Source organism: Nonomuraea rosea, from assembly GCF_039539705.1.
GTDB classification, from domain to species: domain Bacteria; phylum Actinomycetota; class Actinomycetes; order Streptosporangiales; family Streptosporangiaceae; genus Nonomuraea; species Nonomuraea rosea.
The window spans coordinates 59,998-75,242 of the sequence record NZ_BAABDQ010000013.1 but is presented as its reverse complement, the minus strand read 5'-3'; the positions used below and the strand labels follow the sequence as shown (position 1 = coordinate 75,242).

15 protein-coding genes are annotated in these 15,245 nt (G+C 69.9%); 6 read left to right on the top strand and 9 right to left on the bottom strand.

The genetic code is table 11. The features are described from left to right. The first annotated feature begins 266 nt into the window (after positions 1-266). Positions 267-1,547 carry a PP2C family protein-serine/threonine phosphatase gene (locus ABEA43_RS28245; protein WP_345566456.1) on the top strand — a complete coding sequence of 427 codons (1,281 nt, stop codon included), beginning with the start codon at positions 267-269 and terminating at the stop codon, positions 1,545-1,547. Between the two features lie 57 nt (positions 1,548-1,604). On the opposite strand, the gene ABEA43_RS28240 is transcribed toward ABEA43_RS28245, so the two are convergent. The 3 genes from ABEA43_RS28240 to rho all read right to left on the bottom strand — a co-directional run bounded on the left by ABEA43_RS28240 (position 1,605) and on the right by rho (position 5,729). After that, complete coding sequence (locus tag ABEA43_RS28240) at positions 1,605-3,386, bottom strand: S9 family peptidase (protein WP_345566455.1); 1,782 nt, start codon at positions 3,384-3,386, stop codon at positions 1,605-1,607. 162 nt (positions 3,387-3,548) lie between these two features. Then, positions 3,549-4,595, bottom strand: coding sequence for a putative RNA methyltransferase (locus tag ABEA43_RS28235; RefSeq protein WP_345566453.1), 1,047 nt, complete (start codon positions 4,593-4,595; stop codon positions 3,549-3,551). Positions 4,596-4,625: 30 nt separating this feature from the next. Continuing rightward, complete coding sequence (gene rho / locus ABEA43_RS28230; protein ID WP_345566452.1) at positions 4,626-5,729, bottom strand: transcription termination factor Rho; 1,104 nt, start codon at positions 5,727-5,729, stop codon at positions 4,626-4,628. Between the two features lie 398 nt (positions 5,730-6,127). Here rho and ABEA43_RS28225 point away from each other — a divergent pair, with 398 nt between their 5' ends. From ABEA43_RS28225 to ABEA43_RS28215, 3 genes are read left to right on the top strand one after another with little or no spacing between them, the layout of a single operon-like run. Next, positions 6,128-6,268, top strand: coding sequence for a hypothetical protein (locus ABEA43_RS28225; RefSeq protein ID WP_345566451.1), 141 nt, complete (start codon positions 6,128-6,130; stop codon positions 6,266-6,268). 27 nt (positions 6,269-6,295) lie between these two features. After that, complete coding sequence (locus ABEA43_RS28220; RefSeq protein WP_345566450.1) at positions 6,296-7,036, top strand: MBL fold metallo-hydrolase; 741 nt, start codon at positions 6,296-6,298, stop codon at positions 7,034-7,036. Positions 7,037-7,061: 25 nt separating this feature from the next. Continuing rightward, positions 7,062-7,928 carry a TolB family protein gene (locus tag ABEA43_RS28215; RefSeq protein WP_345566448.1) on the top strand — a complete coding sequence of 289 codons (867 nt, stop codon included), beginning with the start codon at positions 7,062-7,064 and terminating at the stop codon, positions 7,926-7,928. Between the two features lie 19 nt (positions 7,929-7,947). Here ABEA43_RS28215 and ABEA43_RS28210 read toward each other — a convergent pair whose 3' ends face one another. Further along, positions 7,948-9,849, bottom strand: a complete 1,902-nt coding sequence (locus ABEA43_RS28210) for a sensor histidine kinase (protein ID WP_345566447.1) — start codon at positions 9,847-9,849, stop codon at positions 7,948-7,950. A 62-nt stretch (positions 9,850-9,911) separates the two neighbouring features. Here ABEA43_RS28210 and ABEA43_RS28205 point away from each other — a divergent pair, with 62 nt between their 5' ends. After that, the gene (locus tag ABEA43_RS28205; RefSeq protein WP_345566445.1) at positions 9,912-10,340 is read left to right on the top strand and encodes a hypothetical protein; all 429 of its coding nucleotides are present in this window, start codon (positions 9,912-9,914) and stop codon (positions 10,338-10,340) included. A gap of 13 nt (positions 10,341-10,353) precedes the next feature. Here the strand turns inward: ABEA43_RS28205 and ABEA43_RS28200 are convergent, their stop codons facing one another. Continuing rightward, the gene (locus ABEA43_RS28200) at positions 10,354-10,710 is read right to left on the bottom strand and encodes a hypothetical protein (RefSeq protein ID WP_345566443.1); all 357 of its coding nucleotides are present in this window, start codon (positions 10,708-10,710) and stop codon (positions 10,354-10,356) included. Between the two features lie 74 nt (positions 10,711-10,784). Here ABEA43_RS28200 and ABEA43_RS28195 point away from each other — a divergent pair, with 74 nt between their 5' ends. Then, complete coding sequence (locus tag ABEA43_RS28195) at positions 10,785-11,312, top strand: DUF6886 family protein (protein ID WP_345566441.1); 528 nt, start codon at positions 10,785-10,787, stop codon at positions 11,310-11,312. On the opposite strand, the gene ABEA43_RS28190 is transcribed toward ABEA43_RS28195, so the two are convergent. Genes ABEA43_RS28190 through lysS form a run of 4 tightly spaced genes read right to left on the bottom strand, consistent with a single transcriptional unit; the run spans position 11,287 to position 15,198 of the window. Continuing rightward, entirely contained in the window at positions 11,287-12,249 is a 963-nt protein-coding gene (locus ABEA43_RS28190; protein ID WP_345566440.1) for a ketopantoate reductase family protein, read from the bottom strand. The genes ABEA43_RS28195 and ABEA43_RS28190 overlap by 26 nt on opposite strands. Positions 12,250-12,268: 19 nt before the next feature. Continuing rightward, positions 12,269-12,997, bottom strand: a complete 729-nt coding sequence (locus tag ABEA43_RS28185; protein WP_345566438.1) for a glycosyltransferase family 2 protein — start codon at positions 12,995-12,997, stop codon at positions 12,269-12,271. A 54-nt stretch (positions 12,998-13,051) separates the two neighbouring features. Continuing rightward, entirely contained in the window at positions 13,052-13,600 is a 549-nt protein-coding gene (locus ABEA43_RS28180; protein ID WP_345566437.1) for an AAA family ATPase, read from the bottom strand. Further along, positions 13,597-15,198 (bottom strand): lysine--tRNA ligase, encoded by a 1,602-nt coding sequence (gene lysS / locus ABEA43_RS28175; protein ID WP_345566435.1) that lies wholly within the window; start codon positions 15,196-15,198, stop codon positions 13,597-13,599. The genes ABEA43_RS28180 and lysS overlap by 4 nt, the downstream gene beginning before the upstream one ends. Between the last annotated feature and the right edge of the window lie 47 nt (positions 15,199-15,245).

Genomic DNA, 15,245 nt, shown 5'->3' with positions numbered 1-15,245 from the left:
GGATGACTGCTTCCCCGCATGCGGTGCTCGCTGCGACCTTCGCGCCAGGCGAGACCGCTGTGACGTCTGCGATGAGGTTCACGCGCGAAGTGATGACCGCGTGGGCCACCGGTGGCGTGCTCCATACCGCCGAGCAAGTCGCAGGCGACTTGACGGAGCAGGTCGCTGACGAGCCATTTGAGGTGATCTGGAAGCATTTTGGCGATGCGGTACAGGTCGAACTGAGACAGCGAAGCCTCTCCCAGAGTGATCCAAAAGCTCCCTCCGTGCACGTCGAAGAGTGGGGAGTCACCTTTGCGGGCGAGTCCCGTGTCCATTGGGCAAGGCTCACGCTACCTGGCTCCGCGGACAGGGTTGCCGCCGAATGGCTGGAGGAAAGCTCCAGGGGGCCGCATTGGCTGGGGTTCCTGGCTGACGCGAGTGACCTGCTCGCGGGCACTCTCGACCCCGACATGGTGCCCGCGATCATCGCTCAGGTGGTGGTGCCGCGGCTGGCGAGCTGGTGCGCCGTCTACACCTCCGACAACGCCGCCGGCCCGCTGCGGCTGGTCTACCTGTGGCACGCCGACGAGGCCAGGATCGACGGCCTGCGCGAGCAACTCGCCGACATGGACGTCGCCGCGGCCGACACCCGGGTCACCTCGGCGATCCACCTGCCCGACGCGCAGGTGCTCGCGGTCCCGCTGACCGCCCGCGGCCGCAACCTGGGCATGATGTGCCTGGGCCGGCCCGACCGCTTTCCCGACGAGGTCATCCAGTTCGCCGAGGACATCGGCAGGCGCGCCGCGCTGGCCACGGACAACGCCCGGCTCTACGCCCAGCAGGCCGCCGCCAACCGCGCGCTCCAGCGCAGCCTGCTGCCGCCCAACGAGCCCGAGGTCCCCGGCCTCGACTACGGCGTCATCTACGAGCCAGCCGGCGAGGCCAACGAGGTCGGCGGCGACTTCTACGACCTGTTCAAGGCGGGCGACGACTCGTGGCGGTTCGCGATCGGCGACGTCTGCGGCACCGGCCCCGAGGCCGCCGCCGTGACCGGCCTCGCGCGCCACACGCTGCGGCTGCTGGCCCGCGAGGGCTACGGCGTCGCGGCCGTGCTCGGACGGCTCAACCAGGCGATCCTGGAGGAAGGCGAACGGGCCAGGTTCCTCACGCTGCTGCACGGCGACATCACCCCCGTGGCGAGCGGGCTGGAGGTGCGCCTGGTGTCGGCGGGACATCCCGAGGCCCTGCGGCTCAAGCCGAGCGGCAGGGTGGAGGCGGTAACCACGCCTCAGTCGCTGCTCGGCGTGTTCCACGAGGTCCTGTTCGAGGCCGACACCATCCACCTGGACCACGGCGACGTGCTGCTGGCCGTCACCGACGGGGTGACCGAGCGGCGGTCGGGCGGGCGGCTGCTGGACGACGAGGGCGGCCTGGCCAAGCTGCTGGCCGAGTGCGCGGGACTGTCGGCCAGGGCGGTGGCTGAGCGCATCCGCAGGGGCGCCGCCGAGTTCGCCTCCGAGCCCAGCGCCGACGACCTGGCGATCGTGGTGCTACGCGCCCGCTAGCCGCCCGTCGTGATACGCCCCTGCGCGCCCGTCAGCCGTCGCTGCGGGCGCGCGCCGTCACTCGGCGTCCTGCCAGTGGGTGACGACGTGCTTCCTGGCGAATTCGAGCTGCAGGGCGATCTGCGCGATCCGCTCGGAGACCACCAGGGAGCCGCGGATGGCGTCGTAGGTGTAGACCTCGTGCTCGCGCCCGTTCTCGGCGAGCATGGCCACGTACTTCTCGATCTGGCGCAGCGGGCAGCGTGTGTCGTTCTCGCCGGCCAGGATCAGCAGCGGGCTCTTCACCTGGTCCACGTAGGTGATCGGGGAGCTGGCCGCGTACCGCTCGGGCTGCTCGTCGGGTGAGCCGCCCAGCAGCGCGCGGTGGTAGGCTCGCAGGCTCTCCGCCTCGTCCTCGTAGGAGGTCTGGTGGCAGGCGATGGGCACCGCCGCGATGCCGGCCGTCCACAGGTCCGCCTGGGTGCCGAGGCCGAGCAGCGTGAGATAGCCGCCCCAGGCCGAGCCCGCCAGCACCATCTTGCCGGGGTCGGCGATGCCCCGGTCGACCACCCACTGGCGGACGGCCGCCACGTCGGCCAGCTCGATGTGGCCGACGTCGCCGTGCAGCGCGTCGCGCCAGGCCGAGCCGTAGCCGGTGGAGCCGCGGTAGTTCACGCGTACGACGGCGAAGCCCGCGTCCACCCAGGCGGCGACCTCGGGCGAGAAGGAGTCGCGGTCGTGCGCCGTCGGGCCGCCGTGCAGCAGGAAGACCGCGGGGAACGGCGCGACGCCGACCTCGGGCTTGGAGACCAGCGCGTGGATGCGGCCGCCCGGACCCTCGACGTCGACGTCCTCGACCGGCACGCTCGGCGGCGCGGCCGGGCCGCTGGGGTTGACCACGACCTGGCCGTTGCTCGACCGGATGACCGTCGGCCTGGAGGCGCTCGACCAGGAGTATTCGACGTGGCCGCCGGGCCGGGGAGCCGCCTCGTCGATCACGCCGTGCGGGGTGTCGATGAGGGTCAGGCCGCCGCCCGCGAGGTCGTAGCGGTGCAGGTAGCTGCGGGCGCGGTCGTCGCGCAGGATGAGCAGGCCGCGGCCGTCGTCGTACCATTCGGCCGCCAGGTCGCCCGGGTCCCGCAGCCAGATCTCGCGCTGCTCGCCGGTCACCGGGTCCCAGACCAGGGGCTCGTGGCGCTGGCGGCGCTCGTGCAGGGCGAGCAGGCGGCGGTCGCCCACGACCGGGGCGAAGCGCAGGCCGACCACGCCCTTGGTGGGGCCGTCGTACAGCTCGCCGACCGTCTCGCCGTTCTGGCGGACGACGCGCAGCGCCGGGTGGCGGAAGTCGCCGTACTCGCCGTGGTTGATGGCGATCAGGGAGCCGTCGAGCGACATGTCGGCGACCCAGGAGGCCTCGGTGTTCTCGTACAGCAGACGGGCCGGCTTGCCGTTCTGCACCAGATGGATGCGGAAGAAGCCGCCGCTGGCCAGGCTGATCGCCGCGACGCCCGTCGTGGACAGCGCGATGCCGCCGGGCTGGCCGGGCGGCAGGTCGGGGGCCACGGGCTCGTCGGGCCCGCCGGTGAACGGCTGGCGCATCCACCCGCCGAACTCGTCTCCCGCGGTGTCGGCGAACCAGTAGATCCACTGGCCGATGGGGTCGATCGCGGCGTACGCGGTGCCCTTGGGCCGGTCGGTGACCTGGCGAGTGGCGCCCGTCAGCCGGTCCCAGGCGTAGACCTCCCACGTGCCGGTGGCGTTGGAGCGGTAGATGGAGCGGTTCGGGGCCTGGCGCGCCCAGGACGGCAGCGTCATGCGCGACGCCCGGAACCTGGCCTGCCAGCGTTCCTCCGCCTTCATCCGGCGCGCCCCCTCCCTTTGAAGTCCCGCGCCTCCGGGCGTGGGATGCCGTCCAGTATTGCGCCTGCGTCGGGGAAATACTTGGAGAATGTGGGGGAATTTCGGACTAAATGCCCCATCAGTAACACCGGTCACACATGCCCGTCAAGAAACAGGCCTTGATCAGCGTGCCGGCTCGAAGGTAGACAGGTGAAATGCCGCCCGGGTAACTACTTTTTGTCGGCCATTCGCGACATTCCGCAAGACATATCCCGCGATTCGCTCATCCAGCTCCGCAGCCTCGGTATGCCACGCACTCGGACCCATCCCGACGACCTGCGCGATGTCCTCATGCCCCAGCTCCATCTCGAACTCGATCGAGCGCCGCCCGGTCTCCGCGAAGCCCTCCAGGCTGCGCGCGACCCTGCGCTCTTTCTCCTCGTCCACGGAGAGCAGCCCGAGCTCCTCGACCAGCGGGCTCAGGTGCGTCCTGGCAGGTGTGACGACGACCACGACCCCGCCGGGCCGCAGGATCCTGCTGAACTCCGGCCCGTTTCTGGGCGCGAACACGTCGATCACCGCATCGGCCGCTTCGTCCCGGATCGGGAGCGGCCGCCAAACGTCCGCCACGAACGCCCCCATCCTCGGATGCGCCCGCGCGGCCCTGCGTACAGCGTGCTTGGACACATCGAAAGCCATCCCGACGCCATCGTTGACCGCGTTGAGCGCGGCCACCAGATAGTGCCCGGTGCCCGCGCCTGCGTCGACGATCACCGGCGCGGCCCTGCCCTCCGCGCGACGATCCTCGACGAACTCCGGCTCGTACGCGGGGCCTCCTGGCCCCATGCCGTAGCCGATCTCCACTCCAGCCCCACGGTACGCCCTCTGCTCCCCGCCGTCATTCGTTTCGGTGGAGGACTCATGTTCTCTTGGAACGTTCTGCGTACCGGCCCGCGCTCGCCCGCTCTTCGAGACGGCTTCCGCCACGGTCTCGGCCACGGCGGCGCTCAGCGGGGCGTAATGCCCGGCGTCGAGGAAATCGGCCCGCGCGGCCACCATCGCCGCGCTGTCGGCGGTGCCGGGCGGCCTGGAGCCGACCAGCAGGCTGACGTATCCCTGCTTGGCGACGTCGAACGCGTGCCCCTGCGCGCATCGCAGCGCGGAGTCGCCGAGCCGCACGCCGGCGCGGCAGACGGGGCAGATCAGGAAGTCGACGATGTCAGCCAGCATGCGCCCATTCTCCTGGGCGGGGGCCGCATGTCAGGCGCCGGCCTCAAGGAGGAACGCGGCGTTGGAGGAGGTGGAGCGGAGCTTGCCGATGAGGACTTCGAGCCCCTGCTGCTTGTCGAGCGAGGTGAGCATCCGCCGCAGCCGCCAGATCACCTGGCGCTCGTCGGGGTGCAGCAGGATCTCCTCGCGCCGCGTCCCGGAGGCCTCCAGGTCCACGGCCGGGAACAGCCGCCGCTCGGCCAGCTCCCTGGTCAGGTGCAGCTCCATGTTGCCGGTGCCCTTGAACTCCTCGTAGAGGTTGTTGTCCATCCGCGAGCCCGTGTCCACGAGCGCGGTGGCGAGGATGGTGAGCGAGCCGCCGCCCTCCACGTTGCGCGCGGCGCCGAAGAAGCGCTTGGGGGCGTACAGGGCGCGGGCGTCGATGCCGCCGCTCAGGACGCGCCCGCCGCTGGGCTGCAGGTTGTTGTAGGCCCGTCCCAGCCGGGTCAGGGAGTCGAGCAGCAGCACCACGTCGCGTCCGGCCTCCACGAGCCGCTTGGCGCGCTCGATGGCCAGCTCCGCGATGGCGGCGTGGTCACGGTCGGGGTAGTCGAAGGTGGAGGAGAAGATCTCACCGTCGATCGAGGCACGGATGTCGGTGACCTCCTCCGGCCGCTCGCCCACCAGGAGGACCATGAGGTGGACCTCGGGGTGGTTACGGGTGATCCCGGCGGCCAGCGCCTGGAGGACCATGGTCTTGCCGGCCTTGGGCGGCGCGACGATGAGGCCGCGCTGACCCTTGCCGATGGGCGCGAACAGGTCGATGACGCGGGTGCTGAGCGACTCGGTCTCGATGTTGAGCCGCTCGGTCGGGTGGACGGGGATGAGGTCGGCGAAGTGGGGGCGGTTGCGCCACTGCGTGGTGCCGTTGACCGACTCGACGCCGAGGAGCTTGGTGCCCGCGAAGGACGCGACGATCTGGTCGCCGGCTCGCAGGCCGTACTGCCGGACCCGATCGGGCGGCAGGCGTACGTCGGCCGAGCTCGGAAGGTGTTCGACCCGGAGGAACGCGGATTTGTCGCGATCGTCCAAAAGCCCGGTCACCTGCCGGATCGGCACGCCCGTACGCTGTTCAGGAATGGTTTGCACAGACATGATGAACCCCTTGGGGGAGTACGCCAGAGCCCAGCATGGGCTGGCGGGTAATGAAGGAAGCCGGGCCCTCAACTCGGGGCGAGGCGACACATGAAGAGCAGCGGAGCTTTTGCGCTCAACGCTTGGTGGCAAGATACCACACGCTCTGACCTAGCCAACGCCTAGCCCTCTTGGGCTATTCCCGGGCTGTTCTCGTGTCTTCTCCAACGAGCGCGCACATAACGCGCGACAATGGTCTTCTCAGCACCGTCCGGCGAGGAAAATTACCGCCGCCGGTGTATCGCAGGACACAGAACCCTCGTCCATGCAGCGTCATCGTGTCAAGTGACATGCAGGATCCCTGCAACTCGGTGGGGGTTCCATAGGACCAACAGAAAACTCCTTGGGGGAGCAGCACCATGAAGACCGTCAACTGCCCGCGGTGCCACAGCGAACTCGACGAAGGCCCGATCATGTACAGGTGCGCGCACTGCTGCCGCGCCGTCTACGCCGCCGACCTCGAGAACGAGTACGTCCCGCGTGAGCCCGTCGCCGCCTGATCCCGGCGGCCCCCGTACCCTGATGCGGTGCCGCATCAACCGATAACCGTGTCCGGCGTCGAGGTGACACCGCTCTGCGACGCCGTGGGCCCGATGGGAGCGGCGATCCGCCGCCCGCTCACCGAGATGTTTCCCGGCTCCGGTCTCCAGGACGAGCCGTGGGTCCTGCACTTCCACTGCTATCTCCTGCGCGACGCGGCAGGCCGGCTGACCCTGGTCGACACCGGCATCGGCGGCCACGACTCCCCGGCGTCCAGCTGGGCGCCGGTCCCCGGCACGCTGGCCGGTGAGCTGGCCGCGGCAGGCGTCGCGCCCGCCGAGATCGGCACGGTCATCCTGACCCACCTGCACAGCGACCACGCCTCGGGCGCGGTCACGGACGACGGCCCGGCCTTCGAGAACGCCCGCTACGTGCTTCAGCGCGACGAGCTGGACGCAGCCAGGGGCGCCATGCTCGACCAGGTCGTCGCCAAGATCAAGGGCCAGTTGCACGTCGTCGACGGCGACGCCGAGGTCGCGCCGGGAGTCCACGTGCACTCCGCGCCCGGCCACACCCCCGGGCACCAGATCGCCAGGGCCGGCGAGGTCGCCATGACCGGCGACCTCGTGCTGCACCCGGTGCAGCTGGCGGATCCGAGCATCCGCTACCTCTACGACGACGACCAGGAGGCGGCCGCGCGCACTCGCGCCGACGTGCTCGCCGGGCTCAGAGCCGAGCGGGCGATCCTCGCCACCGCTCACTTCAGCGAGCCGTTCCTACGCCTTTGACAGGTTTCCGGCACCATGTGTGTCCATGAAGATTCGCGTTGTGGCCGGTGCCGTACTCGGCGCCGTTCTGGTGGCCCCCTCGGCGGCGTCGGCTTCGGCCGCGCCTGAGCTGTCGGGCGCCGCCGTCTATGCGAGCACGGGCAACCAGCTCAGCCGGTACGCCGCCGGCGAGTGGAGCACGCTCGCCAAAACCGGCGCCATGCCGCAGTTCTCCGCCGCACCCGACGGCAAGAAGGCCGCCTGGGTGACGACGGGCGGCAGGCTCCAGATCAAGCAGGACGGCAAGGTCACGACCATCGTGTCCGGGCTCCAGGGCGGCACGCCGTGCCTGACCCCGGTCTGGTCGCCTGACTCGGCCAGGGTGGCGTACACGGCCGGGGGCACGATCATGTCGGTCAAGGCCGACGGCAGCGGCGCCCCGCGCAAGCTGGGCGCCTCCAGGGGCGTCTGTCACCTGGCCTGGTCGGCGAACGGCCGCTATGTCGCCGGCTACACCGGCGAGGCCGACGGCCTCTACCGGCTCGACGTCACCACCGGCAAGTCCGTCATGGCCAAGGGCGTCAAGCACGTCACCCACCTGCAGAGCCTGTCGCCCGACGGCCGCAAGGCGGTCGTGGCGTTCCCCGAGAACGCCGACGCGCTGGGCGACGGGAGCTGGCCGGCCTGGTTCAAGCCGGTCGTCGTGGACATGGTGACGGGCCGGCGGCAGAGCCTCGCGGTCAAGGGCAAGCTGCTGGGCGCGTTCTACCTGGCCGACGGCCGGCTGGTCGTCCGGGTCGGCGGCGCGCAGCACAACACGCTGGTCGTGCTCGACGGCGCGGGCAAGGAGGTCCAGCGGGTCGCCGAGCCCGCCAAGGCACGCAAGCTGGCGCTGCTGCAGGTCCTGCCGTAGATCGCGGGTGAGCGGGCGGCTATCGCCCGCTCATCGCGGGCAGGTCGGCCAGGAGTGAGGCGGGCAGGGCCACCATCGCGGTCAGGCCGCCGTACGGCGAGGGCGCGAGGGTGACCTTGATGTCGTGCCTGGCCGCGAGCCTGCCGACGACGAAGAGCCCGAGCCGGTCGCTCTGCGCCAGGTCGAACTCCGGCATCTTCGACAGCCGCTCGTTGAGCTCGTCGAGCTCGACGCGCGGCAGGCCGAGCCCGCGGTCCTCGATCTCGACCATGAGGCCGTGCGTCGTCATGGAGCTGCGCACGTCCACCCTGGTCTGCGGCGGCGAGAACAGCGTGGCGTTCTCGACCAGCTCGGCCAGCAGGTGGGCCACGTCGGTGACCGTGGCGCCGTGCAGCGAGACGGGCGGCGGCTGCAGCACCTCGACCCGCTCGTACTCCTCCACCTCGGCGACGGCCGCGCGCATCACGTCGAGTATCGGCACCGGGTTGCGCCAGCCGCGCCCAGGGGTCTGGTCGGACAGGATGATGAGGCTCTCGGCGTGCCTGCGCATGCGGGTGGTGAGGTGGTCGAGCTTGAACAGGTCCGCCAGCGCCTCGGGCTCCTCCGTGGCCCGCTCCATGCTGTCGAGCTGGAGCAGCTGCCGGTGCAGCAGCGTCTGGTTGCGCCTGGCCAGGTTCACGAAGACCTGGCTGACGCCGTGCCGCAGCCTGGCCTGGCTCACGGCGGCCTCGACGGCCGTGGACTGCACGTCGTTGAACGCCCTGACGATGTCGTCCACCTCGGAGGTGTGCGTCTTGACCACCACCGGCGCGGACTCCTCCGCCGTGGGGGCGGCCACGTTCGTCCGCAGGCGCTTGACCAGCCCGGTCAGCCGGACCTCCGCCAGCTCCGTGGCGGCGTCGCGCAGCCCGGCCAGCTCGCGCACGAGGCGCTTGCGGAAGCGGAGCGAGAGCATGATGGAGGCGATGACGGCGATCAGGCCCACACCGCCCGCCACGCCGATCTTGATCAGCATGCTGATGGCCGCCGGGATGACCCGATCGGTGATGCCCAGTACGGCCGCGGCCTGGTTGCGCTCCACGGCCGCCCACAGGTTCTGGGCGTCGATGGGCCACGTCGCCGCCGTGGCCGGCAGGCCGGTGGTGGCCGCCTGCCCCCTGATGCCGTCCTCGGCCTTCAGGAACTCCTTGTAGACCGGCGAGGCGGACATCTTCCCGTACGGTCCCCGCAGGTCGCCGTCCAGGTGCGAGAGCGCCTGGGAGTAGAGCAGCCGCCTGGTGGCGACCATCCCCGTGAAGGCCTCCCGTTCCCTGGGCTCCACCCTGCCCCTGGCCAGCACGATCGCGATCACCGCACGTTCCCTGGACAGCACGTCCTTGGCCTCGCCGAGCATGGTCACGGCTCTGGCCTGCTGGTAGAGGGCCATGTCGGGCACCAGCACCATGGCGTCGTACATGCGGAAGGAGGCGTCCACGATCTGGCTGTAGCCGTCGATGACGTCGAGCGGCGCGACGGTGGTGCCGTCCACTTCGCGGCGGACGTCCACGAGCTGGTCGAGCTTGCCGTTCAGGGCCGTGAGCTGCGTGGTCATCTCGGGTGAGAGGTCGCGCGCGTTCTTGGAGAGGGTGCGGAAGGCGGTGAGCGCCCGGTCGGTCTCGCCGCGCTGCTCGGCCAGCTTGTCGGCGCCCTTGGCGCTGACCAGGAACTCCACGGAGACCAGCCGCTCGTTCTGGAGCTCGATGTTCACCTGCTCCGACGGGGTGGCCAGGTTGGTGGCCAGGTCGTTGATGGCCAGCAGGCGCAGGCCGTCACCGCCGGTCAGACCTGCCGCGAACGCCCACAGCCCGACGAGGGACAGCAAGGGGACCAGCAGGAGGATGAGGAGTTTGAGCGCGATGGGACGGCCACGCGTGGGGGGCATGCGACCTCCGGGTGCATGATGAGATCGCCTCGCAGAGTACACCCCCCTTTGAAAGGATTTCTGTGCGTCTTCCGCGTTCTTTCTCCGGCTGGACCATCGCGGTCTTCGGTTTCCTGGCCTTCGCGCTCGGCCTGCTCGGGCTGATCTCGCCGGAGACCCTGCTGGTCATGCTGGGTTTCGAGGTGCTCGATGCACGTCCCGCCGGCGACTACACGCTGGTCTACATGGCGGCTTCGTCGATGGCCGCGGTAAATATGGGCGTTTATTACGTCTTCGCCGCATCTGCTAACTACACGCCGTTCTTTCGGTGGACCGTCCCGTTCCGGCTCGTCACGTTCGTCGTCTTCACCACGCTGGTGGTGACCGGAGCGGCGCCCGCCAAGTTCTTCGGCGTCGGGCTCTGGGAAGGGCTGGGCGCGGTGATCACGGGATTCGCCCTCTGGCGGGAGGGCAACCTGCTGCCCTCCCGCCAGAACGCCGAGGCGACCTGATCCACCGTCTGATCTACGGACGGGTGTCCTCGGAGCCACGGGAGACCAGGCGGTCGCCTGGCTCGTGGTCGTTCTCCAGCTTCCGTTCCAGATCGCGCTTCTCATCCTCCAGCCGGGCCACCCGGTTGGAGGCCTCGGCCTTGGCACTGCGCAGCCTGCGGCGACGCCTGGCGCTCCTGCGCGACCCAGAGCCCATCAGCCAGAGACCCACCAGCAGGGCCGCCATGGCGGCGGCTCCAGCCAGGAACATCTCCACGTGATTGAGCTCGAAGGTGTAACCGAACAGGATGTACCTGGCGGTGTCCTCGGCCAGAACCAAGGCCACGGCGCCACCGGCGAGCAAGACCAGGAGCAACCCTAGAAAGATCATCCAACTCACCCCTTGTCGTCAGAGCCACGTTCCACTGCCCTTTCGGCGAAGGGGTATGCGCCATGATTGCGTTCATGAGACCAGAGCCGGGCGAGGTGCTGCACTTCTCGGAGGACCCCACGATCGAGCGGTTCGTGCCGCACGTGGCGAAGACGACGATCATGCGCGAGCCCTACGTGTGGGCGGTCGGTCACGAGCGCTGCCCCGACTACTGGTTCCCGCGGGCCTGCCCGCGGGCGATGGCGTGGATGGGGCCGCGGTCCACCGAGGAGGACAAGACCCGGATCATCGGCTCCGGCTGCGGCGACCGGGTCCACGCCATCGAGTACAGCTGGCTGAAGGCGCTCATGGACGTGCGCCTGTTCGCCTACCGGCTGCCCGCCGACGGCTTCGAGCCCATCGGCGACCCGCCGCACGCGGTGGTCTCCACGGCCCCCGTGCTGCCGCTGGGCCCGCCCGAGCCGGTCGGCGACCTGTTCGAGCTGCACGAGGAGGCGGGGATCCAGCTCAGGGTGCTGGCCAACCTGTGGCCGTTCTGGAACGAGGTGACGGCGAGCACCCTGGAGTTCAGTGGGATCAGGCTGCGGAACGCTCGTCGATGAGCGCGAGCATCGTCTCCAGCGGCATCGAGTGCGGCGGCAGCTTCTCGCGGGCGAACCTGTTGGCCTCGCGCCGCAGCACCTCGTTGACCGGAGTGGGCACGCCGTGCTGCCGTCCGAGCAGGACGATCTCGCCGTTGAGGTAGTCGGCCTCGATCGAGCCGCTGCTCCTGGCCAGGCTCTGCCACGACGATCCGCCGCCGCGCGTGATGCCCTCGATCGGGCGGACGTCCACCTGGTGGCCGCGGGCCTCGATCTCGTCCTCGTTGGTGGAGTAGGGGATGCCGGCCCGGTCGAGCACGGTCTCGGCCTCGGCCTTGACCCGGTCGATCACGGCCGCGACGCCGGGCACGGGGCCGGTGAGGGCGTCCACGGCGTTCGCGAGGTTGCCGATCAGCTTGCCGTACTTCCAGCGCATCACGTCGGGCGAGGTACGCGCCACGAGGCCGTGCTTGCCGAGGTCGCCGACGATCTGCTCGGCGAGGTCGTCCACACCCTGTGGATAGCGGCCGACGTGCAGCATGCCGGAGTTCGGATAACCGTGCGCGGCCACGACGCCGGGCTCCAGGTGCTGGGCGGGCAGCCACACGCACATGCCGTAGACACGCTCGAACCGCCGCAGGACCATGCGCTCGTTGTCCACGCCGTTCTGGGCGCACACCACGGGCAGGTCGGAGGGCCAGGGAGCCAGCGCGGAGATCGTGTCCTGGGACTTGGTGGCCAGGATGAGCACGTCGTCATCGCGCGTGGGCACGGGGCCGTCGGCGGCGGGGATGTCGAGGGTCTCGGCGGATTCTGGGGTGATCAGGCGCAGACCGTCACGCCGCAGCGCCTCGTAGTGGGCGCCTCGCGCGATGAGGACGACGTCGTGCCCGCCTTGGTACAGGCGGGCACCGATGGTTCCCCCGACTGCTCCTGCTCCGATCACTATGTAGCGCATTGTCAGAGAATGTCACCATTCACTTCGCAAGCGCCACTTGGGTGTGCGCGGTCATGGCGGTGCCGCGCGTCCGCTCCCGCATGATCGTCTTGAGCACGCGCCAGCCGTCGCGCACGGCGTGCAGGTTGCTCTCGCCGTGGATCCTGGAGCGCTCGTGGCTGGGCACCTCGTGGATGACCAGACCGGCCTGGGCGGCCCGGACGTTCATCAGGGTCTCGATCTCGAAGCCGTCGCAGTCGAGCTGCATGGCGTCGAGGTGGCGGGCCCAGAAGGCGTTGTAGCCATAGCAAAGATCGGTGTAGCTGGTGCCGTAGAGGAAGTTGGTCAGTCCCGTGAGGACCTTGTTGCCGAGCGAGCGGATCGGGCTGAGGTCGTCCGAACCGCCACCAGGGGCATACCGGGAGCCCTTGGCGAAATCGGCGCCGTTGAGGAGCGTGGTGACGAAAGAGCGGATCTCCCGGCCGTCGGTGGACCCATCGGCGTCGATCATGACGATGATGTCGCCCTGGGCGGCCTGGAAGCCCTCAATGAGGGCGTTGCCCTTGCCCCGCCGGCTCTGCACGACGACCCGGAGGTCGGGGCGCAGCTTGCGCGCGACGGCGATGGTGTCGTCGGTCGAGTTGCCGTCGACCAGGATCACCTCGTCGATCCACTCGGGCAGTGTCGCGAAGACGTGGGGAAGGTTCTCGGCCTCGTTCATCGCGGGAACGATGACACTGACGCTGGGGGCGAAGGGCTGCTTGTTCATGTGTACAAGGTGCGCCCGGGCACATGCAGCGCACTTGACACTGCCTTGCATAGATCACTTAAGTGGGTGATCTCCGCTGATGACGGCTTCTCCGGCCCTGGAGATGATCTCGTCCACGGTCTCTCCCGGGCTCTGCCGCGAGCTGTCCAGCCACAGGCCGAGGCGGGGTGTCTCGGCCCGCAACACCCCATCTAGCTGGGCAATCGTCCAGGCGCCGCCGTAGCCGGTCTTGGCCCGCCGCCGCTCGCGCTCGGCCACGGCGGACGGGGCTGGCGCCAGAACGATCACGTGCAAGGGACGACTGCGGACCAACTTCGTGAACCGTTCCAAATCCTCGCCAAGGATGACGTCTTGAACTATTGCCGTAAATCCCTCATTGAAATACAAGTCAGCTGCTTGTGCCGCGAGGCGGTACCGCAGATGGAGCTGGCGCACCGCCTCGCCGGTCATCTCAGGGGTCATGGGGGCGCCGCCGTTGACCACCATGCGCCGGAACGCGTCGCCCCGGACGTGGGCGGACCGCGGCAGCCGCTCGGCCAGCGCCTGGGCCACGGTGGACTTGCCCGCGGCCGAGACGCCGGTGATCAGGACGACGCCCTTCACACGCCGACGAGCTTTCGCACCCGGTCCGCGCCCACGGCCATGAGCAGCGTGGGCAGCCTGGGCCCGGTGTCGCGGCCGACGAGCAGCCGGTAGAGGAGGGCGAAGAACGAGCGCTGCGCCGCCTTCAGCTCGGGCGTGGCCTTGGCATCGGGGTCGAGCCCCGCCTGGATCTTCGGCACGCCGTACACCAGGGTGGTGAGGGCGTCGATGGTCCAGTCGTCGAGCCCGTCGGCCAGCAGCCGCAGCGACTCCCGCTCCCCAGGGCCGAGCGAGTCGAGCAGCTCCTCGTCCGGCGACTCACGCACGCGCGTGCGCTGGTCGGCGGACAGGTGGTCGTCCACCCAGCGTTGCGCCCTGTCCAGGCGCGGGCGGGCCTCGTCGAGCGAGCCGATCGCGTCGAGGTCGCCCAGGATGCGCAGCGTCTGCTCGGCGTGCCCGGTCGTGATGTCCACGACGGAGGCCAGCGTCCGGTAGGGGACGGGGTGCGGGGTGGCGGGCAGCGGGCCCGCGGCGGTGCCCACGGCCCGTTCGTACGCGGCCAGCTCGGCCGGCTGGCCCTGGCCCGCGGTGATCTTGCGGGCGAGGGCGTCCCACTCGTCGTAGAGCCGCTGGATCTCCTGGTCGAAGGCGATCTTGAAGGACTGGGCGGGCTTGCGGCGGGCGTACAGCCAGCGCAGCACCGGCGCCTCCATGATCTCCAGCGCGTCGGCCGGGGTCGGCACGTCGCCCTTGGAGCTGCTCATCTTGGCCATGCCGGTGATGCCGACGAAGGCGTACATCGGGCCGATCGGCTGCTCGCCGCCGAACACGTCGCCGACGATCTGGCCGCCCACGATCCAGGCCGAGCCGGGCGAATGGTGATCGACCCCGGACGGCTCGAAGATCACGCCCTCGTAGGCCCAGCGCATCGGCCAGTCGACCTTCCACACCAGCTTGCCGTGGTCGTGCCCGGCCAGGCGGACGGTCTCGCCGAAGCCGCACTCGCAGGTGTAGGCCAGCTCCGTGGTCTCGTCGTCGTACGCGGTGACCGTCGTCAGGTCGCGTTCGCACAGATCGCAGTAGGGCTTGTAGGGGAAGTAGTCCTCCACCTGCTTGGACCGGTAGCGCGACAGCACCGCGTCGATCGCGGCACGCTCGCGTACGGCCAGCAGGATCTGCTCGCGGTAGGCGCCCGAGGTGTATTGGGCGGTCTGGCTGATGCCCCGGTATTCGACGCCCAGCTCCGCCAGCGCCTCGGTCATCGGGGCCTTGAAGTGCTCGGCCCAGTTGGCGTGCGGGCTGCCGGGCGGCGCGGGCACCGAGGTCAGCGGTTTGCCGATGTGCTCGGCCCAGGACGGATCGATGCCGGCGGGCACTCTGCGGAAGCGGTCGTAGTCGTCCCACGACAACAGGTGCACGCACTCGATGCCGCGTCGCCGGATCTCGTCGGCCACCAGGTGGGGGGTCATGACCTCGCGCAGGTTGCCCAGATGGATGGGGCCCGACGGGCTCAGACCGGAGGCGCAGACGATCGGTTCGCCGGGAGCGCGTCTCTCCGCTTGGGAGATCACCTCGTCAGCGAACCTGGAGACCCAGTCGGTCTCGCCACTTTCAGCCATCGCGCCATTCTTGCGGCTCGGCGCGGCTCAAGCCAACGCGTTCCGGA

Bases quoted from the DNA above. Each gene is read 5' to 3' on its own strand.
- ABEA43_RS28195 (WP_345566441.1), top strand. From the start codon at position 10,785: ATGAGACCAGAGCCGGGCGAGGTGCTGCACTTCTCGGAGGACCCCACG.
- ABEA43_RS28225 (WP_345566451.1), top strand. From the start codon at position 6,128: ATGAAGACCGTCAACTGCCCGCGGTGCCACAGCGAACTCGACGAAGGC.
- ABEA43_RS28185 (WP_345566438.1), bottom strand. From the start codon at position 12,997: ATGAACAAGCAGCCCTTCGCCCCCAGCGTCAGTGTCATCGTTCCCGCG.
- ABEA43_RS28200 (WP_345566443.1), bottom strand. From the start codon at position 10,710: ATGATCTTTCTAGGGTTGCTCCTGGTCTTGCTCGCCGGTGGCGCCGTG.
- ABEA43_RS28240 (WP_345566455.1), bottom strand. From the start codon at position 3,386: ATGAAGGCGGAGGAACGCTGGCAGGCCAGGTTCCGGGCGTCGCGCATG.
- ABEA43_RS28215 (WP_345566448.1), top strand. From the start codon at position 7,062: ATGAAGATTCGCGTTGTGGCCGGTGCCGTACTCGGCGCCGTTCTGGTG.
- ABEA43_RS28235 (WP_345566453.1), bottom strand. From the start codon at position 4,595: ATGCTGGCTGACATCGTCGACTTCCTGATCTGCCCCGTCTGCCGCGCC.
- ABEA43_RS28210 (WP_345566447.1), bottom strand. From the start codon at position 9,849: ATGCCCCCCACGCGTGGCCGTCCCATCGCGCTCAAACTCCTCATCCTC.
- rho (WP_345566452.1), bottom strand. From the start codon at position 5,729: ATGTCTGTGCAAACCATTCCTGAACAGCGTACGGGCGTGCCGATCCGG.
- ABEA43_RS28190 (WP_345566440.1), bottom strand. From the start codon at position 12,249: ATGCGCTACATAGTGATCGGAGCAGGAGCAGTCGGGGGAACCATCGGT.
- lysS (WP_345566435.1), bottom strand. From the start codon at position 15,198: ATGGCTGAAAGTGGCGAGACCGACTGGGTCTCCAGGTTCGCTGACGAG.